The sequence below is a fragment of the Paenibacillus sp. JNUCC32 genome (assembly GCF_014863545.1).
Classification (GTDB): Bacteria; Bacillota; Bacilli; order Paenibacillales; family Paenibacillaceae; genus Paenibacillus_AQ; species Paenibacillus_AQ lautus_A.
Map to the genome: position 1 here is coordinate 880,622 of NZ_CP062260.1, position 13,708 is coordinate 894,329.

Consider the following 13,708-nt stretch of genomic DNA (forward strand, 5'->3'; position numbering starts at 1 on the left):
AAGCTTTGCGTCCGACAATATTCATGGCCTGGGAGAGTGGATAGATGTGCTAAGTCACACCATAGCGAATCAACGGCTCTACAATCAGCGCATAACAGGGATGAAGCATGTGAGCCCGGTAGAAGCAGTAAGAGAATTAGGCGCTGTTCAGGCACAGGATTACCACCAAGCGGTATGGGGAATCGGTCTCCGTACGCAGTCCGCCAAGATATCCGATGTGGAGCAGGCCGTGATCGATCGCAAAATCGTGCTGACTTGGCCGATGCGCGGAACGATTTTCTTCGTGCCTGCGGAGGATGCCAAGTGGATGCTGAGGCTGACGGCATCGCGGTTGCACACGAATGATAAGAAGAAGCAGGCCGAACTTGAGCTTGACGAAGGTACGCTCCATCAATGCCGTACGATCATTGGCAACGCGCTGAGAGGCTGTTCACCCGTATCCCGACCCAGACTGATGGAGCTGCTGGAGGAAGCGGGGATCAGCACCAAGAATGGCCGCGGCTATTACATTCTCGGATATTTGGGGCGGACCGGCATGATCTGTTTCGGCCCGCATGAAGGCAAACAGCAAAGCTTCGTGCTGCTCGACGAGTGGGTCCCGAATTCAAGGGAGCTATCGCTAGAAGAATCGCTGGCGGAGCTTGCGCTCCGCTATTTTACAGGTCATGGGCCTGCAACGATCCAGGATTTTGCATGGTGGGTCGGATTAACGCTGACAGAAGCTAAACGAGGCTTTGAGGCCGTCCGATCCAATCTTCGTTTAGATTTTGTCAACGGCACGGAATACTGGAGCTCTGTTACTGGGCCATCCGCGTCCGCTGATACGGATTCGGCGGTTCTGCTTCCGGGATTTGATGAATATTACTTGGGGTACAAGGATCGCAGCGCAATTATCGAGTCAGAGCATGATGCCAAAATCGCTCCCTTTCGCAACGGGGTTTTCCAACCCATCATGGTCGCAGGGGGAGAAGTGGTCGGTATCTGGAAGCGGGAGATCAAGCGCAGCGGCATCGAAATCACGTTAAGCCCGTTCTCGCCGCTTGGCGATCGAGAAGAGAAGTTTCGGGAGGCGGCTAAACATTACAGTGATTTCATGGGCCTGCCGATTACACGAATAGAATCATGAACGAGAAGGAGGAATAACGCATGGAATCCATTATGAAGCTAGAATCTTTGATCTCTGAAGTAACGGAGATTGTAACGGCAATCGACGAGGTGGAATTCAATCTGAAGCTTACGCCTGATAAATGGTCCAAGAAGGAGATCCTGGGCCATCTGTGCGATTCGGCGGTCAATAACCATATCCGGTTTGTGAAAATATTGGTGTCGGATTACCCTATCGCGATTCAAGGTTACGCGCAGAACGATTGGGTCCGGGTGAACGATTACCAGAATCGATATGATCAATCGGATGTCCTGGCACTGTGGCAGCAGGTTAACCGGATGATTCTGCGGGTCATGCAAAGAGCCGATTCATCCGACTTCCAGAAGAAATGCGTGCTGCCCGATAAAACGGAGGTCACGCTGGAGTGGTTGTTTAACGATTATGTTGATCACCTGATCCATCATTTGGAGCAAATCGAGCTTTGATGCCTGCGGTAAAAATAAGCGCATGACTGAAACGGAAGGTGTCCCTCCATGTTCAAAGTACTGAATCTCGCCCTCCGATTTATGTTGGAATTGATTCTGTTATTTTCGATAGGTTACTGGGGCTTTCATTATGGCACTGGGCTCTTGGCACAGGCAGTTCTCGGGATCGGATTGCCGCTGCTGGCAGCCGTCATCTGGGGCATGACCATATCGCCGAAGGCAAGGGTCAAGCTGCCGCTTGCCGTCGTGCTGCTTATTGAATTCTTCATTTTTGCGACCGCGGTTGCTTGCCTGATCGACTCTGGTTTAATAACCTTTGCCATCGTGTTCGCTATCGTGGCTATGGCCAACCGCTTCTTTGTGATCAAGTGGAGGATGCAGCCATAGTATATTGAAAGTGCGCATTATGCAATTGCATAACACATTTATAAGCTCATGCGAAAGACGGCCCCTCATCTGGTTGACAGATGGAGGCGGTCTTTTTGTATTGGATCCAGGTGCAGGTTAAAAGACGATTTAAAGTCACGTCCTTTAGTCGAACAGGATGATATGATGATTGAAAGAAAAGCCTATGTCCGGCAGCTGGATATCTTCAGTAATGTAGTGAGTGGAAAATCAGCGTGATCATCTAAAATGCTGAAGGTAAAGGAGAATGAACTTATGACTATGAAGATCGGTATGATTGGTTTGGATACATCCCATGTTTCCATTTTCGCGAAAATGCTCCATGACAAGGCGCATGCATATTACGTTCCTGGTGCACGGGTGACGGCGGCTTTTCCCGGAGGGTCGCCGGACTTTGAGCTGAGCATAAACCGAGTGGAGGGATATACAAAGGAACTCGCGGCATGGGGAACGGAGATATTGGAGAGTCCGGAAGACGTGGCCAAACAGGTCGATGCCGTCATGCTGGAAGCGGTGGACGGAAGGTCGCATCTGTCTTTATTTCGCGCGATTGCTCCTTATTGCAAACAGGTATTTATTGATAAGCCGTTTGCGGTGAGCAGTAAGGACGCAAGGGAAATTGCCGAATTGGCGGAGCAGTATCAGGTGACCGTTATGAGTTGCTCGTCTCTCCGGTATGCTCAAGGATTACAGGATGAATTGGCTCGGGGCGGGGCGGATAATATCATTGGCGTGGATTGCGCAGGACCGCTTCCCCTTCAACCTACGCAGCCGGGATTTTTCTGGTACGGCATTCATGCGGCTGAAATGCTGTACCGTGTTCTTGGACCCGGATGCGTAAGCGTCCATGTAGCCGCAACGGAGCTGCACGAGGTGTTAACGGCGGTTTGGAATGACGGGAGGATCGGAACGATACGGGGCAATCGGGCAGGCAACGACCGCTTCGGGTTGACCGTTCATCGCGCGGAGGCCAGCAGCTTCGTGGACATCATGGAGCACCCCAAGCCCTATTATGCCAGTCTGCTGGATCAGATCATGAAGATGTTCACGACGGGGGTTTCCGATGTTCCCTTATCCGAAACGCTGGAGATCGTTCGTTTTCTGGAGGCGGCGAATGTTTCCCGCGAAACGGGAGAAAACGTGAGACTGGATGATAGCGATCGAAGTGAATGATAGCAGAACAAACACGGGATATACTGACTAGCGATATACTGAGGAAAGGATGCATCATATTTCCATATCGGCCGCGTTGATTGTATGATAGACAGATCAAGTACGTTCGGCCGTTTTTTGTAAGCCGGGAGAGGTGGTTATGATGACGTATCACATTCGGGTGAGACCGACAGCCTTGGTTCTGAGGGATGAGTCTGTGTTATTAGTCGAGTATGTAGATGAGAAAGGATTGCATTATAATTTGCCAGGGGGCGGGGCCGAGCCGGGGGAGTCGATCGTGGAGGGAGCCTTGAGGGAATTGCGTGAGGAAACCACGCTGGAGGCGCAGGTGGGGCCTGTCGCATTCGTGTACGAGTATGCTCCGCATAAACAGTCCAGAGATAACATATCGGGCATCCATACGTTATACATCGTGTTCGAATGTTATCCGCTTGAAGGGTCATTTCCGAAGCTTCCGGCCGTGCCAGATCCGAATCAAACCGATGTGAAATGGATACCGCTCGAGCAGCTGGACGACATTATTTTGTATCCGAATATTAAGAAACACATCAGACAGTACGCTATGGGTCGCAGAAATATTGAAATGATCGAGGATTTTGTCTTGGACAAATATTCGTGAATTGCTGGGAGTCGTCAGGAAATGGAGGAGCGGATAGCTGCATAATCCGGCCAACGGCACAATAGTGTATAACAAGCAGAAAGGAATGGCTTCACTACAACGTAGGAAGTCATTCCTTTCTTTTATGTGGCGAATGTTGTTGCGTGTAAAGGTTATTTACTCCTTGGTATGATGACAACGGAATGGGGAAAAGCGGAAAAACTATTGTTCGATCGGGAACCGAAGCTTACAATGATATCAGGTATTTGGAAAATGTTGTGTGGAAAGAGAGGCGTTCGATGAACCATAAAACGATGGGTATGATATTTATCTGCATTTCGGTGTTCTTGTATGCTGTCCGGTATCTGGCAGCTGCCATATTCGGATCCAACTTGACGTCATGGAGCAAAGAGATGTTTGATTCGATGTTGACCTATGTAGGCAAAGGCCCGCTGGTATTAAGCTGGATCAGCCTGATTGTCGGCATCTTGTGTTTCTTAGGTCCGAGCATCGGCAAATGGAATTCGGAAGATTTGAATAAGATCAAGAAGAACTGGAAGGAATTCGATCCGCCTAATAACAAATGAAGTGTCGGCAGGAAGTCTTTTTTGAGTATGGAGTGAATTCAAGGGGGAGTCGAGATGACCGATAACCAAGTGGCCGGCTTTTGGATCAGGCTAGGGGCCAACATTCTGGATGGACTTATTGTGTCGCTTCCGCTAACGATCATAGCTGGACTTATCACGGGGAATTATGAGAATGAGCCGATCAGTAACTTGATATTTGGTTTATACGGTATCCTGGTGCCGGTGTATTGGAATGGGTATACGATCGGTAAGCGCATGTGCGGCATTCGTATCCGCAAATTCGATTTTCTTGAGCCGCCGGGCCTCGGGACGATGCTGCTTCGGAATCTCGTGGCGGGTATCGTATACGCGTTAACGTTAGGAATCGGGCTTATTGTGAGCATTTTTATGGTTGCGCTGCGCGAGGATAAACGTTCGCTGCACGATTTTATCGCCGGTACGGAAGTTGTATATGATTAGGGAATGAAGGGGTTAACAAGGATATGCGAGTAAGTATCAGCGGAAGGCTAATGCTCACCATGATTGCTACCATGTTATTGATGGCTGGGTGCCATGGACAGAGAAGTAATGATTTCAATGAAGCACAAACTTTGACGGAGGAAGCCCGCAAAGCCGCTGAGATCAAATACATGCAAGTTCCGTACACGCAGCTCCTATATACCAAAACGGCTCCGGAATTCACCTGGGAGCACCGTTCGGTTGAGCACCTTGATCCGGATACTCAACAGCTTTATGATGACGGCATAAATAGGGCTCCGGGAGGATGGGTGCTTAAGGAAACGGATCAGGAAATTTATCTGTTGGTCAGCGGGGGGCAGCTTCCTTCGGCAAAAGGTTTTCGGATTGCATCCTTGAAGATGACCGACCAAAAGATAGGGGATCAAAAGAATCATCTATACATCACTTTATCTTCTTATGAGGATGATGGGACAGAGGGTTACCCCGGCCAGGCAAGCGTCACATCCTTGGTCGCCATACGCAAATCAGGATTACCTAGCGGAGCAGCCATTCATGGCGTTACCATGATGGGAGTTGATTAGATATCGAGTTTAAAATAAAAGGGATTGCCTTTGATATGGATAATACGCTGCTGCATTCCAGCATTGATTTTGGAGCGATGAAAAGAGACATCTATGCCTTTTTGTGCAGTCATAGCATTCTGCCCCCCGGCCTATCCATGGATACCCATACCACCTCGACCGTCATCGCTGAAGCCATGAATACGGGGCAGCTGTCGGAAGAGCTGAGCTGCATGATGTGGGATATCGCCAAGGACCATGAGATCCAAGGGATGACGGGAGCAAAACTTGAAGATGGAGCTATGGAGCTCGTCCAGGAATTATATGGACAGCTGCATCTTGCTATCGTGACGAATAACGCGGTGGAAGCAGCGATGACTGCACTCGAAGAGAACCGGATTGCTCATTACTTCGATCTCATTATCGGCAGGGAAGCCATGGGCTTATTAAAGCCTGCACCGGATGGATATATGGCGGTGCTGAGGCATTTTCACCATACATCGCCGGAGGAATGGCTGTCTGTCGGAGATGCCTGGGTGGACGGCAAGGCCTCCGAGAGCGCCGGAATTCCGTTTATCGCATATCGTGGGGACATCGCCAAAATGAACCGCATGGGAGTTTTTCCGTTTGCCGAGATTCAGGACATACAAGAAGTCTTGGGGTATCTTCAGCCGCGTATCACTAAATAAATCTTGGAGGTGCCAACCCTATGCTGAGTTTTATAAGGGAAATTCCTCAAAAGAATGAGGTCGTTCGCAGAGCCGGTATTCTGTCGGGCATGCTGACCGAGGTTATGTGATGAGATGGTATTTGTCCCATGTGTCTCTGACATTATTTATCTGCATCACCTTGTTCACGCTGTACAGCTTCATGTTTCCGCCGGATGCAGGCAGTCCCTTACAGGGACTGTCGTATGCGTCGATTCTTCTGTTGTCGCCCGTGGGGATTCTGTTGGCACTCATTAGCATGACTCGTGGTGAACTATCACGAACCGGTATCACAGCCGTTGTAGGGCATTCCGTACTGCTATTATTTCTTTTTCTATACATGACACTGGGATACCTGATTCTCGGTGTGTAAGGTTACCAAAGAAAGGGCAAGTCATGCCTGCTCTCCGTTCATTCGTTCCCAATGCCTGCAAACAATGTATCCAACACCCGATGTACTAGGATTCAACGGCTTCATTTGCCCGGCGGGGCCTTCATTCCGAGCGGTGAAGCCTTCCCGATGCGGCGCTAACAGCCCTGGCTCAGAAATAAACGCACATTGAAGCGAAATAAGCAATTAAGCTTTACCATCTTCATCCCGGAAGTTGTATAATCATGGAAGACGTCTAACTCACACGTATGGTCCAGTCTTGGCATGAGCTATTCTAAGGCTGGGTTTTGTCACATACCGGACGGCGAAGGAGGACTGCTTCACTATGAAAAAAAGAGCATATATTACGGATCTCGACGGGACGCTTCTGCGATCGGATCAAACCTTATCACCCTATACGATGAACGTTGTCACGGATGCATTGGAGCGGGACTTGATCGTCACGTATGCGACTGCCCGCGGCTATATTAGCGCTCAAAGCGTCGTTTCGGATATCCCGTGGAAATACCCCGTGATTCTATATAACGGCGCTTTGATATATGACGGGTCGAATCAAACCGTTGTGGATGGATACTGGCTGGAGCGCGACATTTCGAATGAGATTATCTGCGTTGGGAAAAAGCACGGCATTACACCCTTTTATTTCTCGCTCGATAAGGACCAGCGGGAGCGTGTTCTGCATGAGACGCTGCGCAGAGAGGGAGAGATGACCTTCTATGCCGGCCGCCCCCATGATCCGCGATTCCTGGAAGTGAAGAACTTGAACTGTCCACCGGATTACCGGACGTTGGCTCTTACCTACATCGGATTACATGAAGAATTGGAGCCGATTCGGCAAGAGGTCACGGCATTATACGGCGACGTGATTCATGCTCATATGATGCCGGATTATTACATTCGCAACCACTATTTCCTCGAATTCAGCCATGCCAAAGCAAACAAAAGAGACGGCCTCCAATTATGGTCCGCCCACATGGGGATTGATCTGGAGAACACGGTGGTGTTCGGCGACCACATCAATGATGTCGGCTTGTTCGAGGCCGGAGGCACGCGGATCGCGGTCCGGAATGCGCACGAGACAATCCAGCAGCTGGCTGATCATACTATCGACTCGAATGAGCTGGATGGCGTGGCGCATTATATCGAGCAGCAGATGGAACTGGCGGGAGAGCATACGATTATATCCACACTGGGAGGATCATGATGACGTTGAATTTGGCAAAGGAAATCTATGATGTAACCCATTTAACAGGAACCTTTACTTTACGCTCGGGTCAAACGTCTCATGAGTATTTTGATAAATACATGTTTGAGTCAGATCCCGCTATTCTGGCCCAAGTAGCTGAGGAGCTGGTCGGGCTTATCCCTGAAGACACGGAAGTGTTAGCAGGACTTGAAATGGGAGGAATTCCGATTGCAACTGCGCTATCCTTGAAGTCAGGCACTCCGTCCGCATTTGTAAGAAAAAAAGCAAAGGAATACGGCACCTGCAAATTGGCGGAAGGTGCGGACATTAAGGGTAAACGCGTATGTGTGATTGAGGACGTGGTGACGACAGGAGGACAAATCTTGTTAAGCGTTCACGATTTGAGAGAAGCTGGAGCGGTCGTCGAGCATGTCATTTGCGTCATTGAACGTAATCCGGCAGGAAGACAGAAACTGGAGGAAGCCGGTCTTACTTTGCATTCCCTGTTCAAAATGGAGGAGCTTTTAGCTGCAGGGAATATTGATTAGGCTTGAGAAGAACATTACGAAACATTTCAACGGCCGGACGGTTTGTTCAAGAGGAACTATCGCCTGCATCTCACGGCTGGTTAAATCTCAGCGTGATGTTCAGACCTCCGTCGTTATTTATAACTCATGATCTTCCCTTCATCTCAAAATTGACCTTAACCAGCTCGGCAAAAGCGGATAACGCCTTGTTCCTGAACCGGTCGTTGCGCCGGACCAGGCTTGTCGAGGTGTGCCGGAAGGCTTCCGGGATCGAGTAGCTGCCCAGATTGGCATATTCTCCGCTTAAGACGGAGCTGGGGAGCAGCGCAGCCGCAAGTCCTGACCGCACGATGCTGAGCTGGGTTTCCAACGAGGAGACCTCGATCATATTGGTTAGCGGAATGCCTTCGCTCAGCAACCATGCTTCAAGGGCGCTTCGAAACGGGCATCCCGCGGGGGCTACGGCCCATTTGGTTACCGCAAGATCGGGAAAGGGCTGCTCTTTGGATTTGGTCAACAGCATGACTTCATCCTCTTCTATATAATCGGCTACCAGCTTCGGCGGAATGGTTCCTGTCACAAAAGCCCCGTCCAGCTGATAGTTCAGAACTTGAGTAATCAGCTCCGAGGAGCTGCCGGTCAACAGGGACAGCGTGACGTCAGGGTACTTGGTTTGATAGTCGGACAAGGATTGAATGAAGTGCCCGCAATGAACCGTGTCCACGACGCCAATGGCTAATGAACCGCTTGGATACGGCTGTTCCTGCACGGTTCTCACTGCTTCTTCGGTCAGGTTGATGATGGTACACGCATAGTCCAGGAACATACGCCCTTTCTCCGTCAAGGTGACTCCATTGGAGTGCCTGTTAAACAAGGGAACCCCCAATTCATTCTCCAGTTTTTTGACCCGTGCCGTTACATTCGACTGCACATACCCAAGCTGCTCCGCGGCGCGGGTGATGTTACCTTCCTCCGCAATCCTGAGAAAAACCCTTAGATCAGTAAGCTCCATGCCAACACTCCTCTCCTTCAGACATCACTAAAAATGATGGCATCATTATTAATGATCATTATACAGCATGCCAAATTTGGATTACAATCACAACGACATCATAAACCGATTTAAACAAATACAGAGTGGAAGGGATGTTGGAGGATGAAGAAGGCATGGTGGCTCTTATTATTGGCGGGAGCGCTGGAGGTTGTCTGGGTATCCGGTTTAAAACATTCCGATGTATGGTGGCAGTGGGTCATCACCATCGCATCGATCGTATTCAGTTTTAAAGTTTTTTTGGACTCCGCGGCGAAGCTTCCCATCGGCACGGTCTATGTGATCTTCACGGGACTCGGCACAGCCGGCACGGTGCTGGTGGAGATTCTCGTGTTTGGCGAGGAAGCGAATCCCGTCAAGCTCCTACTGATTGGCATGCTGGCCGCAGGCGTGCTGGGGCTTAAGCTGGTCACGAAGGATACGGATCGTCAAGCGAAGGAGCGTGGCGTCTAATGGAATGGATCGCTCTGATTGCAGCCGGGTTGTGCGAGGTACTGGGTGTCATTGCCTTAAGACGGGTAACCCTGAATCGCAGCTGGGGATCCTACGTTTTTTTAGCCTGTTCGCTTGGCTCCAGTTTCCTGCTGCTGACGTATGCGATGAATTTCATTTCCATGGGAACCGCCTACGCGATTTGGACGGGAATGGGGACGGCAGGAAGCACGCTGCTGGGGATGTTTGCGTTCGGAGAACCGAAGGAATGGCGTCGTATGTTCTTCATCGCTTTGATTCTTGCTTCAGCCATCGGACTTAAGATTATGACGTAACCAGTCGGGGCGTACAGAATTTCATAGACTGTGAAGGATATTCGGATTTGTATATAGAATTTACATATAGTTTGGTGATTTGAAGCTATGCAATCAAACGCCAGGATGCATTTTTTATTTTGGAAAGGACAGGTGTATCTTATGAAATTCAGCGAGTATCGCTATGAACGCCCCGACGTAAAAGCTTTTGAGCAAAAGTTCAAGGAACAACTGAACGCCTTCACCTCCGCCGGCACGTACGAGGAACAGGATGAGGCGATGACCCGTATTAACAAACTTCGCAGCGAGATGGATACCCTGAGCCAACTGGTGTACATCCGCCACTCGATTGATACGAACGACGAGTTCTATAAGGCAGAGCAGGATTTCTTCGACGAGAACGGACCGGTCATCCAGGAATACATAACGGATTATTACCGCGCCCTCGTGGATTCGAAATTCAGAGCCCAGCTGGAGGACAAATGGGGACGGCAGCTGTTCCAGCTGGCAGAGTTATCGCTCAAAACCTTCAGCCCTGAGATCATCGAGGATTTGCAGCAGGAGAACAAGCTGACCACGGAATATGCGAAGCTGATCGCTTCTGCAAAAATCCAGTTCGAAGGCGAAGAACGCACCCTGTCGCAGCTGATTCCGTTCCAGCAATCGACGGATCGCGATATGCGCAAACGCGCAATGGAGGCTTCCAGCGGTTTCATGGCCGAGAACGAAGCCACCTTCGACCGCATCTATGATGATCTGGTCAAGGTGAGAACCAAGATTGCCAAGAAGCTTGGCTTCAACAATTACGTAGAGCTGGGTTATGCCCGCATGGCCCGCACGGATTACAATGCGGAGATGGTGGCTAATTTCCGTAACCAGGTGCTCGAGCATATCGTTCCGGTTGCGTCCAAGCTGAAAGAACGTCAGCAGAAGCGGATCGATGTGGACCAACTGCTGTACTACGACGAGAATTTTTCCTTCAAATCGGGGAATGCCACGCCGAAGGGCGACCCGGATTGGATCGTGAACAACGGCGCGAAGATGTACGAGGAATTGTCTCCGGAAACTCACGAGTTCTTCACCTTCATGCAGGAGAACGGCCTTATGGACCTGGTTGCCAAAAAAGGCAAGCAGAGCGGCGGATACTGTACCTATATCAGCGAGTACGGCGCACCGTTTATCTTCTCCAACTTCAACGGGACTTCCGGCGATATTGACGTGCTGACGCACGAAGCCGGTCATGCGTTCCAAGTGTACGAGAGCAGAGGTTTCGAGGTGCCGGAGTATGGATTCCCGACTTATGAGGCATGCGAAATCCATTCCATGAGCATGGAATTCTTCACTTGGCCGTGGATGGACCGCTTCTTCGAGGACGAGGCGGATAAATACCGCTTCGACCATCTGGCGAGCGGACTCATCTTCATTCCTTACGGGGTGACGGTTGATGAATTCCAGCACTTCGTTTATGAAAATCCGGATGCTACGCCGGCGGAACGGAAACAGGCATGGCGCGAGATCGAGCGGAAATATCTGCCGCACCGGAACTATGATGATAATACGTATCTGGAGCAAGGCGGCTTCTGGCATAAACAAGGACATATCTTCAATTCGCCGTTCTATTATATCGACTATACGCTGGCTCAAATCTGTGCATTCCAATTCTGGAAGAAGATGCACGAGGACCAATCCGCGGCATGGGCGGATTATCTGCACCTGTGCCGTCAAGGCGGAAGCAAATCCTTCACTGAATTGGTGAAGGTCGCAGGACTGATCTCTCCATTCGAGGATGGCTGCGTCACTTCCGTCATCGGCAGCATCGAAGCTTGGCTGGACAGCGTGGACGATACAGCTCTTTAAATCGTAAATAAGTTATGCAAAGACATGCAGGAGCACACGAGTGGGTACATACTCAGGTGTTTCCTGCATGTTTTTCATAGTGAGCATCTCAAAACGCGGCTCACTTTTTAATGCCCATAAACCAGGAGGAATAAAGACCATGATTACGTACAAACCGTTAAGCGAGCTTCCGATCCGGGAAGTATCCGAGCTTTGGAATCTCTCGTTTGAAGGCTACATGGTGAACGCTTCCATGCCGCTGGACCGCTTCATTGCCCGGATCGGGAATGACGCTTTATGTCTGGAGCGCTCACTCGCTTGTTACGTGGATGGCGTACCCGCCGGCATCGTCATGAACAGCTTTCGATTGGATCGCGGCGAATCCATTGCGCGTAACGGAGGGACGGCAATAGCTCCGGATTTCCGGGGCAAAGGGATCGGCAAATCCATGATGGAGAAAAACGACGACCTCTATAAGGAGCAAGGCGTGCGCCGTGCCTATTTAGAGGCGATTAGCACGAATGCGGCCGCGATTCGCCTTTATGAAAGCGTCGGATATGAAATCATCGATCGGCTGCTCATCATGACAAATGATCAATCGTTAGAGACGCAGGATCATCAGAATGCATCGACTCCGTTTACGTTGGTCAGAGGCCTAGCCGCGGAGGCTGCCTCCGCAGACTTCTATCGATCCGGCGAAGTCTGGCAGACAGACGCTGCCAGTATCAAGGACGGCGAGTGCGTGCTTGTTTATGAAGGGGAAGAACTTGTGGGCTACGGTTTGTTCAAGCGGGCGTTCGATGCTGCGGGCCGTTTGCAGGCCACCACGCTATTCCGCTGTGAAGCCGCTCCTGGTTACCGGGAAGCCAAAGCCGTGTTGAAAGCAGCCGCGCTCGAGATGATGCAGCCTGGTTCCACTTGCAAGCGATCCGCATTCAATATCAGGGCTTCGCATAAGGAATTGGTGGATGTGCTGGAGGCGCTTGGTTTCGCCAGCTCGATGGAGCAGGTGCTTATGGTCCGCGACTACAACGCTACATAGGTTGTATGAATATCTGCAAGGCTGGAGGAATTACGCTTATGAAAAAAAGCACGGATCTAACCCTGTATCCGGCCCTATCGAACGATATCCATTGGGGCGTGGTGCGAGCCCGTTTTGCCCTGGGCGAAGATTTCGAAGAATCGATGGTCAGCAATGTCACGATTATTCCATTCGCCGGGGAACGCTGCGTTATTTTTCAGATAGCGGACGGCAGCTGGGAGCTTCCTGGCGGAACCCTGGAGCCTGGCGAGTCTTATATCGAGGGACTCCGGCGGGAAGTTAGGGAGGAGCTTGGCGCAAAACTCGAGTCATACCGGGTCTTTGGCCAGTTTCGCTGCGAGTCCAGCAGCAAGACGCCTTATCGGCCGCATATTCCCCATCCTCAATTTGTCCGATTGGTTGGGTACGGGGATGTACGCATCGTTGGGGAGCCGCTGAATCCCGTGGATGGGGAGCAGGTCATCGCAGTGGAGGCGGTTTATCTGGAGGTAGCCGTAAGACGATTGGAGGAGACGGGCAGGCAGGATATCGCGGATCTTTACAAGCTGGCATATACCATACGACAAGGTGACCGCTTAGAGTAATCGACGATGACTCACTAGGTAGGGAGGATCGGTTGTGGGATCTGCCTTACATCCATCCGACATGCCTGAGCAAGATCGAGCTGACCGATGACGTCCCTTCCATCCTCCTGCATGGGGATGTCAGTCATTATAGGGAGGAGCAAGGCATTTAATGGTCGTCTGAGAAATATGTTGCATGAGGAACTCCACCCCCAAATTTCCCCGAATCGAGGGGCAGTTGCTGAGTGAGACCATGAATCAGGATGGGTTTTATAAGTTCGATCATA

18 protein-coding genes are annotated in these 13,708 nt (G+C 50.6%); 17 read left to right on the plus strand and 1 reads right to left on the minus strand.

The window, feature by feature from the left end; genetic code table 11:
* The first annotated feature begins 46 nt into the window (after positions 1 to 46).
* The 12 genes from JNUCC32_RS03970 (at position 47) to pyrE (ending at position 8,204) form a co-directional block, all read left to right on the plus strand.
* Complete coding sequence (locus JNUCC32_RS03970) at positions 47 to 1,126, plus strand: winged helix DNA-binding domain-containing protein (RefSeq protein ID WP_192571176.1); 1,080 nt, start codon at positions 47 to 49, stop codon at positions 1,124 to 1,126.
* Between the two features lie 20 nt (positions 1,127 to 1,146).
* Positions 1,147 to 1,590, plus strand: a complete 444-nt coding sequence (locus JNUCC32_RS03975; RefSeq protein WP_015736499.1) for a DinB family protein — start codon at positions 1,147 to 1,149, stop codon at positions 1,588 to 1,590.
* 48 nt (positions 1,591 to 1,638) lie between these two features.
* Positions 1,639 to 1,977 (plus strand): YrdB family protein, encoded by a 339-nt coding sequence (locus JNUCC32_RS03980; protein ID WP_192571177.1) that lies wholly within the window; start codon positions 1,639 to 1,641, stop codon positions 1,975 to 1,977.
* A gap of 273 nt (positions 1,978 to 2,250) precedes the next feature.
* Entirely contained in the window at positions 2,251 to 3,168 is a 918-nt protein-coding gene (locus tag JNUCC32_RS03985; RefSeq protein WP_192571178.1) for a Gfo/Idh/MocA family protein, read from the plus strand.
* A gap of 142 nt (positions 3,169 to 3,310) precedes the next feature.
* Positions 3,311 to 3,787, plus strand: coding sequence for an NUDIX domain-containing protein (locus tag JNUCC32_RS03990; RefSeq protein WP_192572591.1), 477 nt, complete (start codon positions 3,311 to 3,313; stop codon positions 3,785 to 3,787).
* Positions 3,788 to 4,065: 278 nt separating this feature from the next.
* Positions 4,066 to 4,353, plus strand: a complete 288-nt coding sequence (locus JNUCC32_RS03995) for a hypothetical protein (protein ID WP_015736495.1) — start codon at positions 4,066 to 4,068, stop codon at positions 4,351 to 4,353.
* A gap of 54 nt (positions 4,354 to 4,407) precedes the next feature.
* Positions 4,408 to 4,812: an RDD family protein gene (locus JNUCC32_RS04000; protein ID WP_090908012.1), complete on the plus strand. Its 405-nt coding sequence runs from the start codon at positions 4,408 to 4,410 to the stop codon at positions 4,810 to 4,812.
* Between the two features lie 23 nt (positions 4,813 to 4,835).
* Positions 4,836 to 5,393 (plus strand): hypothetical protein, encoded by a 558-nt coding sequence (locus JNUCC32_RS04005; protein WP_228468876.1) that lies wholly within the window; start codon positions 4,836 to 4,838, stop codon positions 5,391 to 5,393.
* Positions 5,394 to 5,428: 35 nt separating this feature from the next.
* Positions 5,429 to 6,061: an HAD family hydrolase gene (locus JNUCC32_RS04010; RefSeq protein WP_192571179.1), complete on the plus strand. Its 633-nt coding sequence runs from the start codon at positions 5,429 to 5,431 to the stop codon at positions 6,059 to 6,061.
* A gap of 109 nt (positions 6,062 to 6,170) precedes the next feature.
* Complete coding sequence (locus tag JNUCC32_RS04015; protein ID WP_192571180.1) at positions 6,171 to 6,452, plus strand: hypothetical protein; 282 nt, start codon at positions 6,171 to 6,173, stop codon at positions 6,450 to 6,452.
* A gap of 343 nt (positions 6,453 to 6,795) precedes the next feature.
* Positions 6,796 to 7,674, plus strand: a complete 879-nt coding sequence (locus JNUCC32_RS04020) for an HAD family hydrolase (protein WP_192571181.1) — start codon at positions 6,796 to 6,798, stop codon at positions 7,672 to 7,674.
* Positions 7,671 to 8,204 carry an orotate phosphoribosyltransferase gene (pyrE, locus tag JNUCC32_RS04025; RefSeq protein WP_374705869.1) on the plus strand — a complete coding sequence of 178 codons (534 nt, stop codon included), beginning with the start codon at positions 7,671 to 7,673 and terminating at the stop codon, positions 8,202 to 8,204. The genes JNUCC32_RS04020 and pyrE overlap by 4 nt, the downstream gene beginning before the upstream one ends.
* A gap of 124 nt (positions 8,205 to 8,328) precedes the next feature.
* Here the strand turns inward: pyrE and JNUCC32_RS04030 are convergent, their stop codons facing one another.
* Complete coding sequence (locus tag JNUCC32_RS04030) at positions 8,329 to 9,195, minus strand: LysR family transcriptional regulator (RefSeq protein WP_192571183.1); 867 nt, start codon at positions 9,193 to 9,195, stop codon at positions 8,329 to 8,331.
* A 144-nt stretch (positions 9,196 to 9,339) separates the two neighbouring features.
* Between JNUCC32_RS04030 and JNUCC32_RS04035 the strand changes: the two genes are divergently transcribed.
* The 5 genes from JNUCC32_RS04035 to JNUCC32_RS04055 all read left to right on the plus strand — a co-directional run bounded on the left by JNUCC32_RS04035 (position 9,340) and on the right by JNUCC32_RS04055 (position 13,442).
* Positions 9,340 to 9,687 (plus strand): DMT family transporter, encoded by a 348-nt coding sequence (locus JNUCC32_RS04035; RefSeq protein ID WP_096776813.1) that lies wholly within the window; start codon positions 9,340 to 9,342, stop codon positions 9,685 to 9,687.
* On the plus strand, positions 9,687 to 10,001 hold the full coding sequence (locus JNUCC32_RS04040) for a DMT family transporter (protein ID WP_192571184.1): 315 nt from the start codon (positions 9,687 to 9,689) through the stop codon (positions 9,999 to 10,001). The genes JNUCC32_RS04035 and JNUCC32_RS04040 overlap by 1 nt, the downstream gene beginning before the upstream one ends.
* A gap of 141 nt (positions 10,002 to 10,142) precedes the next feature.
* A complete protein-coding gene (locus JNUCC32_RS04045; protein WP_192571185.1) occupies positions 10,143 to 11,837 on the plus strand; it encodes a M3 family oligoendopeptidase in 1,695 nt (564 codons plus the stop codon).
* 139 nt (positions 11,838 to 11,976) lie between these two features.
* Positions 11,977 to 12,858 (plus strand): GNAT family N-acetyltransferase, encoded by an 882-nt coding sequence (locus JNUCC32_RS04050; RefSeq protein ID WP_192571186.1) that lies wholly within the window; start codon positions 11,977 to 11,979, stop codon positions 12,856 to 12,858.
* Between the two features lie 38 nt (positions 12,859 to 12,896).
* Entirely contained in the window at positions 12,897 to 13,442 is a 546-nt protein-coding gene (locus JNUCC32_RS04055) for an NUDIX hydrolase (protein ID WP_192571187.1), read from the plus strand.
* Positions 13,443 to 13,708 lie beyond the last annotated feature (266 nt).